General features: G+C 68.9%; 15 protein-coding genes and 1 pseudogene. 11 read left to right on the top strand and 5 right to left on the bottom strand.

All coding sequences use genetic code 11. The features are described from left to right. Positions 1-912 (bottom strand): hypothetical protein (locus tag ME121_RS06720; RefSeq protein ID WP_206407069.1); only part of this gene is annotated, 912 nt, incomplete at its 3' end. A 659-nt stretch (positions 913-1,571) separates the two neighbouring features. On the opposite strand from ME121_RS06720, the pseudogene ME121_RS06715 reads away from it, so the two are divergent. The 3 genes and pseudogenes from ME121_RS06715 to ME121_RS06705 all read left to right on the top strand — a co-directional run. After that, positions 1,572-1,938: pseudogene (locus ME121_RS06715) on the top strand (transposase); the annotation flags it as partial. Positions 1,939-2,202: 264 nt separating this feature from the next. Next, a complete protein-coding gene (locus tag ME121_RS06710) occupies positions 2,203-3,138 on the top strand; it encodes a site-specific integrase (protein WP_012329856.1) in 936 nt (311 codons plus the stop codon). Between the two features lie 662 nt (positions 3,139-3,800). Continuing rightward, positions 3,801-5,741, top strand: a complete 1,941-nt coding sequence (locus ME121_RS06705; protein WP_059408561.1) for a methyl-accepting chemotaxis protein — start codon at positions 3,801-3,803, stop codon at positions 5,739-5,741. Between the two features lie 495 nt (positions 5,742-6,236). Here ME121_RS06705 and ME121_RS06700 read toward each other — a convergent pair whose 3' ends face one another. Next, positions 6,237-6,920, bottom strand: coding sequence for a hypothetical protein (locus ME121_RS06700; protein ID WP_059408556.1), 684 nt, complete (start codon positions 6,918-6,920; stop codon positions 6,237-6,239). Between the two features lie 4 nt (positions 6,921-6,924). Next, positions 6,925-7,569 carry a glycosyltransferase family 29 protein gene (locus ME121_RS06695; protein ID WP_059408555.1) on the bottom strand — a complete coding sequence of 215 codons (645 nt, stop codon included), beginning with the start codon at positions 7,567-7,569 and terminating at the stop codon, positions 6,925-6,927. Between the two features lie 92 nt (positions 7,570-7,661). Here ME121_RS06695 and ME121_RS06690 point away from each other — a divergent pair, with 92 nt between their 5' ends. Beyond that, a complete protein-coding gene (locus ME121_RS06690) occupies positions 7,662-8,645 on the top strand; it encodes a glycosyltransferase family protein (protein ID WP_059408554.1) in 984 nt (327 codons plus the stop codon). A 34-nt stretch (positions 8,646-8,679) separates the two neighbouring features. On the opposite strand, the gene ME121_RS06685 is transcribed toward ME121_RS06690, so the two are convergent. Together ME121_RS06685 and ME121_RS06680 are read right to left on the bottom strand one after the other, a co-directional pair. Further along, positions 8,680-9,864, bottom strand: a complete 1,185-nt coding sequence (locus ME121_RS06685) for a glycosyltransferase family 4 protein (RefSeq protein WP_059408553.1) — start codon at positions 9,862-9,864, stop codon at positions 8,680-8,682. After that, the gene (locus ME121_RS06680) at positions 9,864-10,904 is read right to left on the bottom strand and encodes a glycosyltransferase family 4 protein (RefSeq protein ID WP_059408552.1); all 1,041 of its coding nucleotides are present in this window, start codon (positions 10,902-10,904) and stop codon (positions 9,864-9,866) included. The genes ME121_RS06685 and ME121_RS06680 overlap by 1 nt, the downstream gene beginning before the upstream one ends. 93 nt (positions 10,905-10,997) lie before the next feature. On the opposite strand from ME121_RS06680, the gene ME121_RS06675 reads away from it, so the two are divergent. The 7 genes from ME121_RS06675 to ME121_RS33395 all read left to right on the top strand — a co-directional run bounded on the left by ME121_RS06675 (position 10,998) and on the right by ME121_RS33395 (position 18,912). Then, positions 10,998-13,049, top strand: a complete 2,052-nt coding sequence (locus ME121_RS06675; protein WP_059408551.1) for an HAD-IIB family hydrolase — start codon at positions 10,998-11,000, stop codon at positions 13,047-13,049. Continuing rightward, positions 13,039-13,920, top strand: coding sequence for a glycosyltransferase family 2 protein (locus ME121_RS06670; protein WP_059408550.1), 882 nt, complete (start codon positions 13,039-13,041; stop codon positions 13,918-13,920). The genes ME121_RS06675 and ME121_RS06670 overlap by 11 nt, the downstream gene beginning before the upstream one ends. A gap of 22 nt (positions 13,921-13,942) precedes the next feature. Then, positions 13,943-15,088: a glycosyltransferase gene (locus tag ME121_RS06665; RefSeq protein WP_059408549.1), complete on the top strand. Its 1,146-nt coding sequence runs from the start codon at positions 13,943-13,945 to the stop codon at positions 15,086-15,088. A 41-nt stretch (positions 15,089-15,129) separates the two neighbouring features. Continuing rightward, positions 15,130-16,053, top strand: a complete 924-nt coding sequence (locus ME121_RS06660; protein WP_059408548.1) for a glycosyltransferase family 2 protein — start codon at positions 15,130-15,132, stop codon at positions 16,051-16,053. Then, complete coding sequence (locus ME121_RS06655) at positions 16,050-17,108, top strand: glycosyltransferase (RefSeq protein WP_059408547.1); 1,059 nt, start codon at positions 16,050-16,052, stop codon at positions 17,106-17,108. Before ME121_RS06660 ends, ME121_RS06655 begins: the two co-directional genes overlap by 4 nt. Positions 17,109-17,173: 65 nt before the next feature. After that, the gene (locus ME121_RS06650; RefSeq protein ID WP_059408546.1) at positions 17,174-17,842 is read left to right on the top strand and encodes a class I SAM-dependent methyltransferase; all 669 of its coding nucleotides are present in this window, start codon (positions 17,174-17,176) and stop codon (positions 17,840-17,842) included. A gap of 108 nt (positions 17,843-17,950) precedes the next feature. Further along, positions 17,951-18,912 (top strand): IS630 family transposase gene (locus ME121_RS33395; RefSeq protein ID WP_089231886.1). Its coding sequence is split into 2 segments (ribosomal slippage): positions 17,951-18,302 and positions 18,302-18,912, totalling 963 coding nucleotides; the frame shifts between segments, so codons are not numbered across the junction. Positions 18,913-19,245: the final 333 nt, after the last annotated feature.

The following is a 19,245-nucleotide window of genomic DNA, read 5'->3' as shown; positions in this document are numbered from 1 at the left end:
GGTCAGGGTCACATCGGGAACGAAGCGTGCGAACTCGATGAAGCTCGCGGTCTGCGTGTGCAGGAACAGGTCGATCGTCCAGGTCGGTGCGCAGCGTTCGAAGGATGGAGGCGCCACCGGTTCGCCGATGGGTGAATGCACTGGATAGGTCTTCTCCTCCGGATCGATGCAGATCAGATAAAGGCTGCGGCCATGATAGCGCGCAAAGAAGGACCTGCCTGAACTGTGGTACTCGCCGCCCGCTTCGATTTTCCAGGCCCGGAACAGCAGCTTGTCGCACTTGCGGAACGTTCCGGTCCTGGCGGGATAGACGACCTCGAAGCCGCCCCATGACTCCTCGATCCCGGCCCCCGTGATCCACTGGATCGCCATCGCTCGCGCGCCGAACCTGAGCGCGATGGCGCGGGCGAGCAGGCCTCCCCGCGTTTCCTGTCCCGGAAGCACTTCCGGATGTGCCTGGAGATAGTCGAAGAATTCGCTCTTTCCGTAGCCCATAATATACACGCGCTTGCCATCGAGTTCGAAGCCGCGCGTTCTCACGCCGATCGGGTGAATAGCGGTTCCCCGGATGATGAGCGCCACCAGTTCGCCGTCCTCCGAGCAGCTGTCGAGAAGCTCGAGTGCCGGCTCGACCCGCGCAAGATCGTCGGATCGTTCGGGCAGGAGGGCGTAGAGTCCTTGGATGATGCGGCTGGCGTTGGACTGGCTGCCTGCCCAGGCGATAAGGAACCAGGGCCGGACGATCACCAGCTTCTGCGCCAGCTCCGCCGCGAAATGGCGATCGAGGCCGGGCACGAGCCCCGGCTTCGAGCGCGTGGGAAGGTCGACCGGGGCGGGGAGGCGACGCAACAGCAGGAGGTCACCGATGAACGCGGGCAGGCCGCCTACGCTCAACCCCGCAACGAGTGTCATCGGGCCTCCGCCGCAGGCTGAAGCGTCATCCAGTCGGTCCACAGATGCACCGGGAGAGGGGAGGGCGATGCCGTATTCGCAAAGCACCCTCCCCCGCTGCCCCGATGAACACAGGAAGGACATAGCTGCGGATGGGCGATGTACTTTTTAGATTTGTTACGATAAAATGGCTTCATAGATTGATCTTTGTGCCTTGGTTCCATAATGTTTATTATGCGAATTACAGTATCGTAGATAACAAAATTCGTATAATCTGCGAGAGTCATTCCCGCGGCAAGGGGCTCGGCCGATCTCCGATAATTTAGTTCGCCTCCCCTCCCCTACGCGCGATCCGGCACTGCTACGGGCGCCGAGTCAGCTACAGTCTGCCATGCCGGAAACCGTTTGATCCATTCGGCCCACAAAACGTAAACCCTAGACCGTAACCGCATATGCTGTTCAAGCGTATAAATCGCGTGCCGAATTTTGCTCGGAGCGTACAAAATGCCCAGGATGGATTTTTGATGTCGAACCGGCGAAGGGCGCGAAGATCCGCTCCGATCGGAGGCCGGCTTCGCCGAGGCAGCCGCCATCTTCGGCGGCCGTGTTGAAGAGTATCAGAATACCAGGGTCGACGAGAACCTCCGCGCCTAGGGCGTCTCTGCAACGGGTTCACAGCGCGCACGGGCCGGCCTGCGGAGGATCACTGCCAAATGCTCAACGGCATGCTCTGGATCCTGCGTAGGATCGTGCGTACCGGTGCGCCCTGGGAGGATCTGCCGGCCCGCTACGGGGCGGCCGGAACCGTGTCGAGCCGGTTCTACCGCCGGCGCGAGGCCGGCGTGTCCGACCGGGTGCTGCAGCGCCCGCAGGCGCAGGCGGACGCCCGCGGCGCCGTGGACTGGGATCCGCGCTGCGTGGACGCACGGTGGTGCGCCCACCAGTACGCCGCCGGGGCACGCCGGTCCAGCGCCATCGGGAGGTGACGGCACGGTCGAGGTCGTCGACGAGGCGCTCGCGCGCAGTCAGGGCGGCTTCTCCACCGAGAAGCGGGCTGCCAACGACCTCGACATGGTCACCCTCGCCATGATCATGCTTCGGCTCACATGAGTTTGCGGAGACGCCCCAGTATCCTGTGGCCGTGAGGACCCGGGCGCGTCCGCGGATCGACGGCTTGCTGGCGATGCCGTTGGCTGGATGCAGAGTCGGTCCGGTCAGCGGCCGCTCTGCCGCCCTCCGCTCAACCAACGTCTGATAACCCTTTCTTATCAGACGTAGCGTTACGCTCAGGTTCGATTGAGGGAGAGAGCCATGACGCTGCCCGCTACGCTTGCTGCCCGCGCCCGCGCGTTTGCCGACGAGGCGCTCTCGGAAAATTCCCGCCGGGCCTACCGCGCCGACTGGCAGCACTACGCGGATTGGTGCCGCACCCACGATCTCGAGCCCCTGCCCGCGGGACCCGAGCAGGTGGCGAGCTATCTCACCTCGATGGCCGAGACTCACAAGCGCGCCACGATCGAGCGCCGGCTCGTCACGATTGGTCAGGCGCACAAGCTCCAAGGGTTGCCGTGGATCCCGGCCCATCCGGCCGTGCGGGCAGCCCTGCGCGGAATGTTCCGGCGCTACGGTCGGCCGAAGAAGCAGGCCGCCGCGCTCGGCGTGCCCGAGACCCTCCAGATCGTCGCCGCCTGTGAAGGCACGGTTGCGGCTCTTCGTGATCGCGCGCTGTTCCTGATGAGCTTCGCCGGAGCGTTCCGGCGCTCCGAGATCGCGCGGATCCGCTTCGAGGACGTCGCCTTCCGCGAAGGTGCGGTCGACGTGTTCCTGCCCCAGTCGAAAGGCGATCAGGAGGGCGAGGGCACGATCGTGACCGTCCTGGCCGGCGAGAACGTCGCGACGTGTCCCGTCGCGGCGCTTCGGCGTTGGCTAAAGGCGGCGCCCACCGAGAACCATATCTTCCGCGCTGTCCGAGCCGACGGAACCGTGATGGAAGCGGGTCTTCATCCGGATTCGATCGGACGTATCGTTCAGAAACGCGCCGCCGAGGCCGGCCTCGTTGCTGGGCCCCGCGAGCGCATCTCAGCACACGGGTTCCGCGCGGGCTTCATCACCGAGGCTTACAGACGCGGATCACGGGACGAGGAGATCATGAGCCATTCGCGGCATCGGGATCTCAAGACGATGCGTGGATACGTTCGCAGAGCCAAGCTTTCCGACGCTCATCCCGGTCGCAACCTAGGCCTCTGAAGGGGACCCGCCGGCGCTGCGACGTTACAGCCGCTGGTCCGATCGATCGAAGTCCATCTCGACCGTTTGGAGCCGTTGCCGACGCTTCTGAAATCCTACCCGGGTCGGCCGGTCCGCGAATTCGACATGCACCAGGGGCAGATCCTCCGCATCCCGAGCTCAATCTGCCGCTGTCGATCCTGACTGGGCGCTCGGAAGGTCCGCTGAGTGGCGGTCTGATTCGCGCCAACGACCGGAGCTGGCCGAAAGCGGAATGACCGCTTCGGAGAAGGCCGGCCGGAAAACCGGACGGCCTCCTACCGACCCAACCCAGCCACTCGGACCACCGTCGGCGCCGCCCAAAAGCAGCCATCCAGCGACTGTCATGACACTTCCGACCGGCATGGTGGAACGAGCAACCTGGCGAGCCTGATCCTCAGAGAGCCCAGCGAGTTCGTCATTCAGTGCGGCATCTACCCGAAGATGAAGCTTGCCCTCCACATTCATTAGATTGCTACTATTGGTTGTTATACGGGGCGGCAAAGTTGTGGCGGGTGCGATCAAGCGTCTCATCGCTTGCGTGACGCCCGCTTAACCAAATTCCCCCTTTCATCGCACTCGTGCCGTCGTGGCACGTGGAGACATCTGCGGTGCCGCTCTTCGACGCCAACCTGCGTGCCTTGATGGCGGCTATCGACAAGTCTAGGGCTCGGATCGAGTTCGCCCCTGATGGGACCGTTCTCGCCGCCAACGACCTGTTCCTCGTTCTGATGGGCTACAGCCTTGCGGAGGTGAAGGGGCAGCATCACACCTTGTTCGTCCCAGCAGCTGAGCGTGACGGCGAGGCATACCGCACGTTCTGGGCCGCCCTGCGGCGTGGCGAGGCGCAGACCCACGAGTTCAAGCGCATCGCCAAGGACGGTCGTACCGTCTGGATCCAAGCAACGTACAATCCCGTGCTCGACCGCAACGGGCGCGTCGCGCGGATCGTCAAGCTCGCCACGGACGTCACGGCGCAGGTGCTGCGCAACATCGATCATGATGGACAGCTCGATGCCTTGCACCGATCGCAGGCAGTGATCGAGTTCGCCCTCGACGGCACAATCCTGACCGCCAACCAAAACTTCCTCGACGCCGTCGGCTATAGTCTGGATGAGGTGAAGGGCCGCCACCACGGCTTGTTCGTCGAGGCCACCGAGCGGGCGGGAACGGGGTATCGCGAATTCTGGGCACGGCTTGCGCGTGGAGAGTTCGCCTCAGGCGAGTACAGGCGCATCGCCAAGGGAGGTCGCGAGGTGTGGATCCAGGCGACCTACAATCCGATTCGGGATCGAAACGGCCAGCCGGTGAAAGTGGTCAAGTTCGCAACCGACATCACGGCGCAGAAGTTGCAGACCACCGACGCGACGGGGCAGCTCGCCGCCGTAAATCGGTCACAAGCGGTGATCCAATTCGCCCCCGACGGAACGGTGCTCGATGCCAACGCGAACTTCCTCAAGGCAGTTGGCTATCGGATCGAGGAGATCCGCGGGCAGCACCACGCCATGTTCGTCGAGCCTGGCTACGCGAAGACGTCAGAGTATGCAGCATTCTGGGACCGGCTACGGGCGGGTGAGTTCTCCACCGGCATGTTCCAGCGCTTCGGCAAGGGCAATCGGAATGTCTGGATCCAGGCGAGCTACAACCCGATCTTCGACCCGAACGGCCGGCTGACCAAGATCGTCAAGTACGCCACGGACGTGACTGCCAACATGGACGCCCGCTCGGTCGCCATAGAGGCGGCCGAGGAGACCATCGACAACGTCCAGGCGGTCACCGACGCGGCCGAGACCATGAACGCCGCTGCGTTGGAGATCTCGCGCAGCATGGCGCAGTCGAAGACCGTCGTCGACGACATCCACGGACGTGCCGGCGAAGCCAATGCCGCCACGGAACGCCTGCAGGCCGCCGCCAGCGCGATGGACGGCGTTGGGGCTGTGATCGCGGGCATCGCCCAGCAGATCAACTTGTTGGCCCTGAACGCGACGATCGAGGCGGCACGGGCCGGATCGGCCGGCAAGGGCTTCGCCGTGGTTGCGACTGAGGTGAAGGAGCTTGCCAGTCAGGCGGCCGCGGCTACAGCCCGGATCAGCGGAGAGGTCGCCGGCATGCAAGCCGTGTCGTCCGAGGTGGCGGCCAACCTGACGACCATCACCGCGGCGATCGATACGATCAGCGCCTACGTCGACGGGGTCAGTGGCTCGATGGACGAGCAGACGCGTGCGACGGCGGAAATCCTGACCAGCATGCGCCAGGCGGCCAGTGGTGTATCGAGCATCAGCACCAGCCTGGACAACTGGACCGTCGGCATGGAGGAGCGGCGCAACGAGCGCCGGACCCGCGTCTTGCTTCCAGCGACCATCAGCGTGCCTGGCCGTGGTTCGATCGCTTGCTCGATCCGCGATCTCTCGAACGGCGGCGCACGGCTCCATGTCCGGATGCACGCTCAGGTTCCGGATCGGTTCGACCTGACCGTCGATGCCGACGGGCGGCGGTTTAGCTGTGATATCCGGCACCGCTCCGGTACCAGCATCAACGTGCAGTTTCGCTCGGCCATCCCAGATGCGATGACACGCGTGGCGTGATGGTTCGGCGAGAGCCGCTTACTCGGCTTTCGCTTCGACGGATCAGGCGACACGCTGCCCCCTCGCCTCCATCGCAACTCCAGGCAGGTGTGAGCGACGTGTCAAAACCCGCGCACGAGACCGGGGTCGAGCCGCCTATCATGTTCTCCAGGATGGCGTAGGCCTTCGCTGTTTCCATGCACGTCGGATTGCAGACTTTGAACCGGTTCACCGTGTCTGCTTCAGCCAGTTTGCGTCTCCAAAGCGGATAGTCGCAAAACCACCCATCTGAGACGTGTAAGCGGGCGTTTCCTGATGGCAGTTGCTGGCCGAAACCTGCCATTCCCCTTTTGAATGCCGCCCCCCGGTCTGCAGACGTTCTCCTCCCTGCCCGAACGCAACCCACTGACACGCGTAGGGTCATGCGAGAATGTGGCCCGTAGCCAAAGGGCAGCTTCCGAGCTTCTGGGCCAGATAGGTCGTACTTCTTGCGGCCGGCTTGAACACAACAACGCTTCAGATGCCGTCGGCCGAGATGGCGTCGGGAAGCCTCCATCCGCTACGCGTCCACGCAGCATGCACGGCCCCAGTCGCCGTATCGGGCTTCGCCGCTCCAATGAAGATCACGACCGGGCCATGGGAGTCGCGCCGGAGATCATAGAAATCGAGCAGACCGGGATGAAGGCGCTGAATGAAATTCGGATGCCGGCCGCTCCGACGCAGCAGGTGGTCGATGACGACCTGATCGCCATGCACGGCGTTCGGCACGGGGCCGCAGGACCCCGGGCTCATCCAGCGGTCCGGGTCGGCCGCGAAGGTCGTGTAGAGAAACGCGAGTTCGTCCCCGGACCATCGCAGCAGCGCGCTGGAGAGGCGCCCCGCGTGGAAATAGTCCTCCATCGCGGCGAGGCCGGGCTCGGCCAGGGCATCGGCCGGGCCGGTCAGCACCGTATCGAGGTCGCACAGGAGGGTCGGACCCGTGCTGAGACCGGGCCGGAACGCTTCCATCTTCGCCCACCAGGCCGGCCAAGCGTGCCGGAGCGGGATCGTCTCCACGCCCGGAACTGCCACCGGCAGATCCGTCAGGCAGAGGATCCGGTCGAACGCCGGGGCGTGGCGGCGGATGCCGCCCGCGAGGCGGGCGACCCAGGTCGCGTCGTAGCGCCCGCCGCCCTTCAGGACGGTGATTAGGGTGGTCATGCGGTCATCGCTCGGTCGGAGATGGCGGATGCACACGGATGCGTCCGGCAGCCTCGGCCTCGGCGAACCATGCGCGCTCGGCCGCCCAGGGATGCCCGGGCCAGCCGGCGAAACCGAAGCCGTAGGCCTGCGCCGGCCGTACCCCCGCGGAGCGGCCGAGCAGCAGCGCGAGCGTCACGAGGAAGCCGGTGCTCGGGTTCGGGCGCCCCGCCGTTTGGGAAGCCAGCAGGGTGTGGGCCTGCTGGTGCAGCGCCGTGGGCAGGAGATGGACCGGGCGGCCCAGCGGCCGCAGCAGCGCCAGCATCTCGCGGGTCCAGCAGATCGGCTCAGGGACGTTGTGCTCCGCCGGCAGCATCGGAAAGGGCAGGATGAAGGCCTGTGCGGCGCGGACCACCGGGCGCTCAAGGAAGCGCCGGTCCGCCAGCCATTCCCGCGTCTGGCCGCCGCGATTGACCAGTGCGAGATGCGTGACGCGGTGGCCGGTGCCGCCGCCGAAGCCGGGCGCGTTGTTGAAGCGGACGATGCTGTCCGCCGCATCGATCGCGGTGGCGCACGCCCCCGTCCCGGGCGCGTTGCCGACGATGGCGAGGGACCCGTCAGCGGGCAGGCCGGCGCGTCCGGCGGAGAGGGGGTCGACGTCCGGGATCACGTGCGGCAGGGGTTATCGGAACCGCGAAGGTAAGGCGCGGGCCCGACGCATCCAGGCCTCTCCTGCCTGATCACGGGCGCGGGAGAAGGATCATGCGGCGGTGTTTCGTCTGTGCGGCCGCCATGATCGGGCCGAGCGACCGGACTCTATCCTATCCGGGTGGGGCGCGCCGCGCCTTCCCGCTAGCCTGCAATGCCTGCGGGGTCCTGCTCGCGGAGAACGGGGATGCGGAGGCCTGCCACGCGCATCTGGCCCAAAGCCTCGCCGGTCACATCTTCGCGCCGGACCGGAGAGCGCCCTACGGCCTCGACCTCTACACTCTACGCAGCGCCGCGACCCGCTGGAGGCTCGGCACCCGCCCCCGCGACGCGGCCGGCCGCGCGGAACTCCGGCACCCCCACGGCACCCGGGCGGCCGAAGCCGAACTGTTTCCCCTCGAGGCAGCCGACGAAAGCCCGGTCTCCCTCGGCCTCCTCTGCCGCCCGGCGGACCGGGATGCGGTCCTGGCATCGCTGCCGGCGCAGGCCGGCTGGACGGACGATGTCGCGATCCTGATCGACGGGCCGGCGCGGGCGGCGGAGCCGGTCCCGGTCGCGGGCTTCGCCGCGGGGGCGGTACGCGTGGCCACCCGGCCCCTGGACGGGGATTTCGCCGCGCAGCGCAATGCCCTCCAGGGCCTCGCCCGCCACCGCTGGATGCTCCAGCTCGACGCCGACGAGGCGCTCGCCCCGGAGACCGGCCGCTTGCTGCCCGCCCTGGCGGCCCTGGCCGAGGCGGAGGATGTCGTCTCGATCGGCCTCGCTCGGGCGAACCGGGTCGACGGAATCCTGTCGGACGTCTTTCCGGATGTCCAGTACCGGTTGAACCGCACCCATCTGGTCTATGCCGGGCGCGTCCATGAGCGCCCGATTCTCGCTGGTGGCTGGCCCGGGAGCCTCATCGCCCTGCACGGCTGCATCGCGCATCGCCTGAGCGCGGCCCATGTCCGGGCCCGGTCGCGGCGCTACGAGGCGCTCGATCCTGGGCGCGGACGTCTGGAGGAAGAGGCCGCGCTGCTGCGCCCCTACGCCGACTGACGGGCCAGAGCCGCCCGGATCCGGGTGTCCGCGCTCAGCCGTCCCGTGCCGCCGCGATCGCCCGCTCGTAGAGCGCCAGGGTCTCGCGCCCGAGGCTCGCCCGGCTGAAGCGCCCGGCCGCCGCCAGGGCGCGGGCGCGATAGGCGCGGCGCAGGTCCGGATCAGTGAGGAGCGGACGCAGGGCGTCGGCGAGGGCCGCTCCGGTCGCGGTTGCAGCCAGGGGGCCGGCGCCGGGCGCGCCGACGAAGGCACGGGCGCTCGCATCCTCGGCGCAGGCCACGACCGGCCGGCCATAAGCGAGCGCCTCCTGGTAGACGAGGCCAAAGCTCTCGTAGCGCGAGGGCGCCAGCACCGCATGGGCCTCGGCATAGGCCGCCGACAGCGCCCCCCCGTCGATCCGGCCCCGGGCGCGGATGTGCCGTCGCGCCGTCTCGGGCAGATCGGCCGGGAGATCGTCCGGTGGCACTCCGACTAGGTCGAGCTGGAAGGCGGGCAGCGTGCCCCCGGCCCGCTCGGCGCCGAGGATCGCCATCGCGCCGAGAAGGACATCGAACCCCTTCCGCGCCTCCGCCCGCCCGACGAAGAGAAGGCGGACCAGTTCCGCCGCCTCCGGATAGGGGGCACCGCTTGCGGCCTCGGCGACCCCGGGGGGCAGGCTGAGACCGATCACCGCTTCGGGTTGCCGTCCGGTCAGCCCGTAGGAACGGGCGATCACCGCCGCGTGCGCCGCGGTGTTGGCGATGAGCCCGGCGCTCGCCCGGGCCTGTCGGCGCTCCAGGCGGTCGGCCGTCCAGCCGTCGAGGCGGTTGCGCAGGCTGCCGGCCGGGTCGCGGGTGAAGGCGGCCGGCGTGGAGCTGCGGGTCACCAGCGGCAGATCCCGTCGGCCGGCGAGCAAAGCGGCCGGCGCGTACCAATTGGTCGCTTCGACCACGGCGAAGGGCGCCCGGCGATGCGCGTCGAGTACGGCACGCCGGAAGGCGAGCGGGGCGGCGAGATGGCCGGCGGAGCCCCAGAGGCGCAGGCGCGCCAGGGCGCTTCCGGACGCCAGGGCGAGGCCCGCCACCGCGACGCCGCCGATCCGCTCGTGTCCGGACTGGTCGAGGGTGAACACCGTCACCGCCGCGCCCGCCTCCGCAAGGCTCTCGGCGATCTCTTGGGCCGCGGTGGAGAGCCCGCTCGGCGATGGTGGGTAGTCCCAGGCCAGGAGGGCGGTGCGCATCAGGCGGCGAGCAGGCGATGATAGAGGGCTAGGTAATCCCGGGCCATGCGTTCGGCGGTGAAGCGCGCCTCGAACCGGCGGCGGATCCCGGCGCGGTCGAGCTGCTCGATCCGGGCCAGCGCCGCGACCGCCTCGGCTTCCGTGGAGACAATGAAGCCCGTCACCCCGTCCTCGACGATCTCGGGGACCGAGCCGCGGTCCCAGGCGACCACCGGGGTGCCGCAGGCCATCGCCTCGATCATCACGAGGCCGAAGGGCTCGGGCCAGTCGATCGGGAACAGGAGCGCCCGGGCGCCCCCCAGGAGCTCGCCCTTCCGGGCATCGTCGACCGGTCCGAGATAGGTCGCGTCGGAGCCGAGGAGCGGACGCACCCGGGCATCGAAATAATCCGGGTTGCCGACATCGATCGTGCCGCCGAGCCGGATCGGCAGGCCGGCGGCGCGGGCGACACGGATCGCCACGTCGGGCCGCTTCTGGTCGGTCATGCGGCCCACGAACGCAACATGGTCGTCCGGCGTGGCGCGCAAGGCGAAGCGCGCCCGGTCGATGCCGTGATGCACGATGCCGGCCCGGTTGGACTCCGGGATGCCGGCCGCCTGCGCGGCCGAGATCGCCGCCACCGGCAGTTCCGGGAAACCCTGAAAGAACAAAGCCCGGTCGAGTTCGTCCACCCGCCAATGGATGGTGGTCAGGCTGTGCCGGCGACGCTCACCCAGGAGCGCCGCATGGGCGAATTCGCCGTGGCAATGGATGATGTCGAAAGCGTCGAGCCGCTGCCGCAGGGCCTCCAGCTGCAGGGCGTCCAGGGCGGCGGGCACACCGGGTGCGACGCGCCCGTGTTGCCGTTCCAGAGCCGCGAGACTCGGGTAATCGCCGACGCGCGGCAAGTCTGTCGCACTGTCCGAAGAACCAAACAATGTTAATTCCACGCCCAAGCTTCGCAGCGCCGTGCTGAGATCGTGCACAACCCGCTCGGTGCCACCATGATGATCCGGGGGAATTGGAAAAATGTTCGGCGCGATCTGGGCGACGCGAAGCACGGCAACCTCTTTACATATGTTAAGCCGAAGCTCGGGAAAAGATTTACATAAGTTAAGATCTCAGGGATACCCGAAAGCCACAGCCCGCGCCTGATGTTCGTCCTGCATATCGCCCTGCAGGGCTGCCTGCGCGGCAACGGCGTCGTCTACGGGCTCACCGCCGATACCGGCGGCCATATCCGCTACCTGCTCGATCTGGTCGCGGCCTCCGCGCAGGACCGCGATCTGACACGGATCGTGATGGCGACCCGCCTGTTCCACGGCCCCCTCGGCGCCGCCTACGCCGTGCCCGAAGAGCCGATCGCCGACAAGGTCACGCTCGTGCGGCTCGCGAGCGCGTCCCCGGACTACCGCGCCAAGGAGGCGATGCACGCCGAGGTCGCATCCTTCGCCGAGAATCTGATCACCTGGATCGCCGCGCAGGACCGGGCACCGGATCTCATCCACGCGCATTACGCGGACGCGGCGAGGGTGGCGGCCCTGGTGGAGGATCGCCTCGGCATCCCCTTCGTGTTCACGGGGCATTCGCTCGGACGCGTGAAGGCGCGGATGCTGGGTGCGTCCGTCGTCCGCCCCGACCTCGCCCACCGGATCGCCGCCGAGGAGGAGGCCCTGGCGCGGGCCCAGCTCGTCATCGCGTCCTCGCGGGACGAGGCGGAGGTGCAATACGCCAACTACGCGGCCTACGATCCCGGGCGCGTCCGCATCCTACCCCCGGGCAGCGACCTCGCGCGCTTCGCCGCGGCCCAGCCCCATCCCCGTATCGATGGGGCGATCGACCGGTTCCTCGACGATCCGGGCAAGCCGGCGATCCTGGCGCTCGCCCGGCCTGTGGCGCGCAAGAACCTCGCGGCCCTGGTGCGGGCCTACGGCGAGAACCGTGCGCTCCAGGCCCGCGCCAATCTCGTGATCGTCGCCGGCACCCGCGACGACATCGATACCCTCGACGGCGACATGGCCGCGACGATGCGCGACCTCCTCGTCCTGATCGACCGCTACGACCTCTACGGCCGCGTCGCCTACCCGAAGACCCATCGTCCGGAGGACGTGCCGGCGATCTACGCCCATGCCCGGGCGCGCGGCGGCCTGTTCGTTAACCCGGCCCTCAACGAGCCCTTCGGCCTGACGCTGCTGGAGGCCTCGGCCGCCGGCCTGCCGCTGGTCGCCACCGACAGCGGCGGCCCGAACGACATCGTGGAGACCTGCGGCAATGGGCTCTTGATCGACCCCCGGGCCCCCGGGGCGATCGCCGAAGCCTGCCTGCGCATCCTCGGCGATCCGACCCTTTACGCGCGCTGCGTGGCCGGGGGCGCCCGCGCGGCGGCGGCCTACGACTGGGACCGGCACGCCGCGCGCTACCATGTCCTGCTGCGCGCGCTGCTGGCCGCGGAACCGCCAGCCCCGTCACCCCGGCAGTTGCTCGTCTGCGACATCGACAACACGCTGGTCGGCTGCGACGCGGCGATGGGCATCTTCCGCCGGTGGCGCAGCCGGCAGGCGGGGCTGGCCTTCGGCGTCGCCACCGGCCGGTCCTTCCACAGCGCCACGGCGGTGCTGGAGCAGCAGGACTCTCCCCGGCCCCAGGTGATGATCACCTCCGTCGGCTCCGAGATCTACCACCTCGACGCCAACGGCGTGACCTACACGGCGGATGCACCGTGGCGCCGGGCCATCGAGACCGGTTGGGATCGGCCGGCCGTGCAGGCGGCTCTGGCCGGGCTCGACGGGCTCACCCCGCAGGGCCCGCTGGAGCAGCGCGCCTTGAAGCTCAGCTATTTCGGCGATCCGGCAGCCGCGCGGCGCGTCCGCGCGCGCCTCGCCCAGGCCGGACTCGCTGCCCGGGTCATCCACAGCCACGGCCGTTACCTCGACGTCCTGCCGGAGGCGGCCTCGAAGGGCACCGCCGTCGATCACGTCCGGGCGCTCTACGACCTGCCGGAGCACGCGGTGTTCGTGGCCGGCGATTCCGGCAACGACATCGAGATGCTGGGCGCCCGCGTCCAGGCGATCATCGTGGCGAACTATTCCGACGACCTCGCGAGCCATGCCGCCCTGAAGCACTCCTACGTGGCCCGCCGGACCCATGCCCGGGGGATCATCGAAGGGGTGTCGCATTTCCGCCGGATGCTCGCCCATGTCGGGTGATTTCCGGGCGGAACCGGCGCCGAGCGTCCTGACCCTGGTCCGCGGCCGGGCCGACCGCCTGCGTAACCTGATGCGCGGGCTCGCCCACCAGACCCTGCCCCCGCGCGAACTGATCATCGCCTGGATGCAGCCGGAGCGTGCGCCGGACCTGCCGGATCCCGGCTGCCCCGTCCGCCATCTCCATGTCCCGGGCGATCCGATGCCGCTCGCCGCCGCGCGCAACCGGGCCGCCGGGGCGGCCGGCGCGGATCTCCTCGTCTTCCTCGACGTGGATTGCATCCCGGCGCCGGGGCTGGTGGCGGCCTACGCGCAGGCCGCCGCGACGACCCGCGGCCTGTTCCTCGGCGAGGTCCTCTACTTACCGCCGACGGCTACGGGCGATCCCGATCCGGCCCTGCTCGACCGCCTCGGCCGGATCCATCCGGCCCGGCCCGCCCTGCCGGAAGCAGGTCTGCATCCGGAGCCCGATGCGGGCCAGCTCTGGGGCTTGTCCTTCGCGCTGCCGGCCGCGTCCTGGCGCGCCGTCGGCGGCATGGACGAGGCCTTTGTGGGCTACGGCGGCGAGGAGACCGACCTCGCCGCCCGGCTCGCCGCCTCCGGGCTGCCGGTCTTCTGGGTGGCGGGCGCCCGCGCCTATCATCAGCACCACCCGGTCCACGTGCCGCCCCTGCAGCATTTCGCGGCGATCCTCGCCAACGCGGCGCGCTTCCGGGCGCGGCACGGGCGCTGGTGCATGACCTACTGGCTCGACCAGTTCCGCGCGGCCGGGCTGATCGACTGGCACGCCGACGCCCCTGCGATCCGCCTGATCCGCCCGCCGACCGGGCCCGAGATCGCCGCCGCCCTGCGCCCCGACGCCCTGTTCTCCTGAGATCGAGCCCGAACCCAGAGCCATGAAGAAGCCGATCGCGTTCTTCGTCCATCACCAGGGCCGGGGCCACGCCAACCGCACGATGGCGGTGGCCGCCGAATTCGCCCGCGACCGGCCCGTCTCGGTGCTCACCGCCGATCCGCGCCTGTTCGACGGGTTCAGCCGCGACATCGAGATCGTGGCGCTGCCCAACATGATCGGCGCCGCGGTGCCGACCCCGCGCCTCTACGCCGAGCCGACGCCGCAGGTGATGCACTGCGTCCCCCTGGGCCTGACCGAGATGCGCCGGACCATGCGGACCATCCTCGACCATTTGGACAGCCGCGATGTCGGACTGTTCGTGGTCGACGTCTCGGCCGAGATCGCCCTGCTCGCCCGGATCGCCAGCGTGCCGGCCGTGCAGATCCGCATGCACGGCGACCGCTCCGATATCGGCCATGTCGGCGCCTACGAGGCCTGCGTGGGGATGCTCGCCCCCTTCGACGAACGCCTGGAGCAGGAGGATTACCCGGCCAGCTTGCGCGCCAAGACCTTCTACAGCGGCGGCCTTTGCACCAGCGTCGACCGGGTGCCGGAGCGCGCGGAGGCTCGCGCCAAGCTCGGCCTCGACCCTGCGCGGGAGATCGTCGTGGCGGTGACCGGCGGCGGCGGCAGCGGCACCCCCTACGCGCCGCTCACGGTCGCGGCCCGCGCCGAACCCGACGCCCTGTGGCTCACCCTGGGGCCGACCCACCGCGAGGGCCACGAGACCGACTTCTCGAATCTGCGCGAGCTCGGCTGGGTGAGCTCGGTCACGGACTACCTCGCCGCCGCCAACATCGTGATCGCCTCGGCGGGCGACAACACGGTCCATGAGGTCGCCCGCGTTGGCGGTCGCCTGATCGTCATGCCGGAATGGCGCTACTTCGCCGAGCAGACCCGCAAGGCCGAGGCGCTGGTCCGCCTCGGGGCCGCCGTGCAAGCCGCCATCTGGCCCGGCGATCTCCAGGGTTGGCGCGACCTCCTCGCCCGAGCCCGCGCCCTGGATGGGACCGCCCTGCGCGGCCTCTATGCCCCCGAAGCCGCCGCCCGCGCCGCCGGCTGGCTCGAAGGACTGACCGACGCGCTCTGGGACCTTGGACCCGCCGCGGTCAAACCCAGCCCGCTTCAGGACATCGCGGCCGAATGAACGCCTCCCTCCCCCCGCGTCGACCGGAGCCCGCCCCCCGCATGTCCACCGTCTCCGTCGTGACCCTCGCGAAGGGCCGGCCGGCCCATCTGCGCAACGTGCTCCTTGGCCTGGAGCGCCAGACGCAAGCCCCCGCCGAGTTCATCGTCGCGGTGATGCAGGACACGCCCTACGACCTGCCCGAGGTCGGCTTCCCGGTGCACCAGATCCTCGTGCCGGGCCGCGAATTGCCCCTGGCTGCGGCGCGCAACCGCGGCGTGGCGGCGGTCGACAGCGACGCCGTGGTTTTCCTCGACGTCGATTGCATCCCGGCCCCCGACCTCGTCGCCGATTACGCCCGGGGCTTGCGCGACCTCGACGGGCTGCTGATGGGCGAGGTGCTGCACCTGCCCGAGCGCGCCACCGCGGGCGCCTGGGACTATAACGGCTTGGAGGCCGTGGCGGAGCGGCATTCCGACCGCCGCGGGCCCCCGGCCTCCGGCATCGAGATTTGCACCGATTACCGCTGCTTCTGGTCACTCAACTTCGCGATCCGGCGGGCCACCTTCGTGGCGACTGGCGGCTTCGACGAGCGCTACACCGGCTACGGCGGCGAAGACACCGACTTCGGCAAGATCCTCGACCAGAGCGGGATCCCGATCGCCTGGATGAAGGGCGCGCGCGCCTATCACCAGTACCACCCGCACCACATGCCGCCGGTCCATCACCTCGACAGCGTGGTGCGCAACGCCGAATTGTTCGAGGCCAAGTGGGGCTACCGGACCATGGGCCACTGGCTCTACGCCTTCAAGGTGATGGGCCTGATCGACGACACGCCCGACCGGCCGATCCGCATCCTGCGCCGGCCCGACGCGGCCGATCTCGCGCTCACCGGCCAGCAGAGTCACCAGCCCTACACGAACGCGGCCTCGGTCATTCGCGCCATCGAGGCCCGGGCGGGCGAGCCCGCGCCGGTGACGGCGTGAGGATCGCGCTCCTCGCCCATCTGCGCCACCCGATCGCCCCGCCCTTCGCGGGTGGCCTCGAAGCCTACACCTGGACCCTCGCGGACGGCCTCATGGCCCGCGGCCATGCGGTCACGCTGTTCGCCTCGGGCGACAGCGATGCGCGCTTCGCCCTGGATCCTGTGGTCCCGGTCCATCATGAGCGGAGCCATGCCGGCCTGGAGCACCGGGGCGATACGGGCCTGAAGGTCCATCTCGACAATGGCTACGCCGCCGCCTGCGACCGGATCGCGGCCGGGGGCTTCGACGTGCTCCACAACAACAGCCTGAGCCGATTGCCCCTGGAGAAGCGGCGTACCACCGCGACGCCGACCGTCACCTCGCTTCACGTGCCGCCCTATGACGCCCTGCGCTGGTTCGTGCAGGCGAGCCCCGCCCCGGGACACCGGATCACCGCGCCATCCCGGGCCCATCTCGACGCGTGGTGGCCGGACGGGGCACCGCCGGAGGCCTCGGTGCTCTACAACGGCATCGATCCCGCCGCCTGGCCCTACCAGTCGCAGGGCGACGGCAGCGCCGTCTGGTGCGCGCGAATCACGCCCGACAAGGGGGCGCATCTCGCGATCGCGGCGGCGCGCCGGGCCGGGCTACCGCTGACCCTGCTCGGCCCGATCGAGGAGCCGGATTACTGGGCGGCGCAGGTCGCCCCCGAACTCGGCGGAGCGATCCGCTACGGCGGCCGGCTCGGCGGTGCCGCTCTGGCCGCGGAAGTCGGCCGCGCCTCCGTGTTCCTGACCACCCCGTGCTGGGACGAGCCGTTCGGGCTGGCGGCCATCGAGGCGATGGCCTGCGGTCTGCCGGTCGCCGGGTTCGCCCGGGGCGCCGTCCCGGAGGTGGTCGGCGAGGCCGGAGCCCTCGCGGCGCCCGGCGACGTGACGGACCTCGCCCGCGCTATCGGCACGGCGCTCGCGATCCCGCGGCCGGTCCCGCACGGGCGGGTCCTGCGCCTGTTCACCCACGCACGCTGGCTCGACCAATGCGAGGCGCTCTACGCGCAGGCCCGCGCCGTTGAGTGACCTCACCACTCTTCCCGAGTGTCTGCCCGTCCTGCGCCTCTCCAACACCCTGAAACCAGAGTGACATGACCCGACAGGACCTGATCGCCGCCCTGTGGCATGGCCGTGACCCCTTCGCGGATCCCCCGGCGGACCTGCGCGCCGGCGACCTTCAAGGCTGGCGTAGCATCCATCCCTATCTCGCGGAGGCGGTGACCGAGTTCCGGCCCCGCGTGGTTGTCGAAATCGGGACTAGGAAGGGAGCCAGCGCCCTCTTTCTCGCGCGATCCATGGCCGAGCATAATGTCGCCGGCACCGTGATAGCGGTCGATACGTGGCTCGGAGCCGTTGATCATTGGGCGGACGGGGCGCTTTTCGCGGAACTCGCCATCGAGCATGGCTATCCGAGCCTCTACCGGACCTTCCTGGCGAATGTGCTGCGCGAAGGCATGACGGACCACATCGTGCCGTTACCGCTCGACTCGGTGAATGCCGCGGAACTCCTGCGTCTGCGCGGCGTAATTGCCGACGTCATTCATCTCGATGCCGGGCACGAAGAGGCGTCCGTCGCGGCGGATCTGCGCGCCTGGTGGCCGGTCCTGCGACCTGGAGGCCTTCTGATCGCTGACGATTACGACCGCCTGGGTGGCCGCTTCCCTGGTGTGACCCGGGCGGTCGATGCGTTCTGCGCCGACGCTGGGGCGCGGGGACCGTGGTCGCTGCAGGGCAAATGCAAGTTTACCAAACCGGATTAGGGCTAATCCAGTGCTTCGCCTGTAGGCCGCCGAGTCCGTCTAGAGCTGCGCCCGAGCGTGTTGGGACGGCTCGGGCTCTGAGACGTTGAGGGGTGAAGGAGCATGCCGATGCCTTCACCGTTGTCCGTCGATCTACGCCAGCGTGTCGTCTCCGCCATTTCGGAGGGGGCCTCCTGTCATCAGGCGGCAACCCGGTTCGGTGTCAGCGTGTCCAGTGCCAGTCGCTGGTCGGAACAGTTCCGCCAGGATGGGCAGCTCACGCCCAAGCCGTCGGGTGGCGATCATGCCTCGCACCGGATCGAGGCGCAGGCCGAACTGATCCTGACGACCTACGAGGCGCAGTCGGCGATCTTCCTGCACGAGTTGCGCGACGCCTTGGCCGAGCGCGGCGTGCAGACCAGCACGAGCAGCTTGTCCCGCTTCTTCGCCCGGCACGGCATCACCCGTAAAAAGGGGCGATCCACGCTGCCGAGCAGGCGCGCGAGGACGTAAGGGCCGCTCGCGAGGCTTGGTTCGAGAACCAGGACGCCCTCGATCCCGACAGGCTGGTCTTCCTCGACGAGACGGCTGCGGCCACCAACATGGCGCGCCGCTACGGTCGAGCCCCGCGCGGTGAGCGCTGTCGCCTCGCCGTCCCGCACGGACACTACAAGACCACCACCATCACCGCCGCCCTGCGCAGCGATGGGCTGTGTGCCACCACCCTGTTCGACGGCGCCACCAACGGCGCACGCTTCCGGACCTACGTCACCGACACGCTCGTGCCCGTGCTCAGGCCCGGCGATACCGTCATCCTCGACAACCTGCAGGCCCACAAGGTGACGGGTGTGCGCGAGGCCATCGAGGCTGCCGGTGCGAGTTTGCTCTACCTTCCGCCCTACAGCCCGGATTTTAATCCAATCGAGCAGATCTTCGCCAAGTTGAAGGGCCTGCTCCGAACCGCGGCGGCCCGCACTGTCCCAGACCTATGGCACACCATCCGGCAGGCCTTCGCTCGCTTCACAGCCCACGAATGCCGCAACTGCATCGCTGCCGCCGGTTACGATACCGACTTGGCCGTTGCTACCTGAGCGGGCACGGCTCTAGCCCCGCCCGGCACGACCGGGCGGGGCCTTCCCTCATGCGATCACGGTGAGCGCTGTTCCGAAGGTGGCCATCCTGAGCGGCCGATCAGTGAGAGGAGGGCGTTGACGGGTCGATCTCGTATTGTCTTGGGATAGTTCCGGTCGCCTCGATCTTGTGAGTCGCATCGCGTACGTGCGTAACCCGCCGCATAGCCCCGGCTTATCTAGCGAGACCATCGCAGGGAGATTTTGTTTTCTTCTTTCCGAACTAGTCTGGCGGCGTAGCAATGATTGACCACATCCTTGGCCCCAACCCGATGGTCTGTGTCATCGACCGTG

The organism is Methylobacterium sp. ME121 (assembly GCF_000974725.1).
Classification (GTDB): domain Bacteria; phylum Pseudomonadota; class Alphaproteobacteria; order Rhizobiales; family Beijerinckiaceae; genus Methylobacterium; species Methylobacterium radiotolerans.
This window is presented reverse-complemented; position numbering and strand designations above follow the sequence as displayed.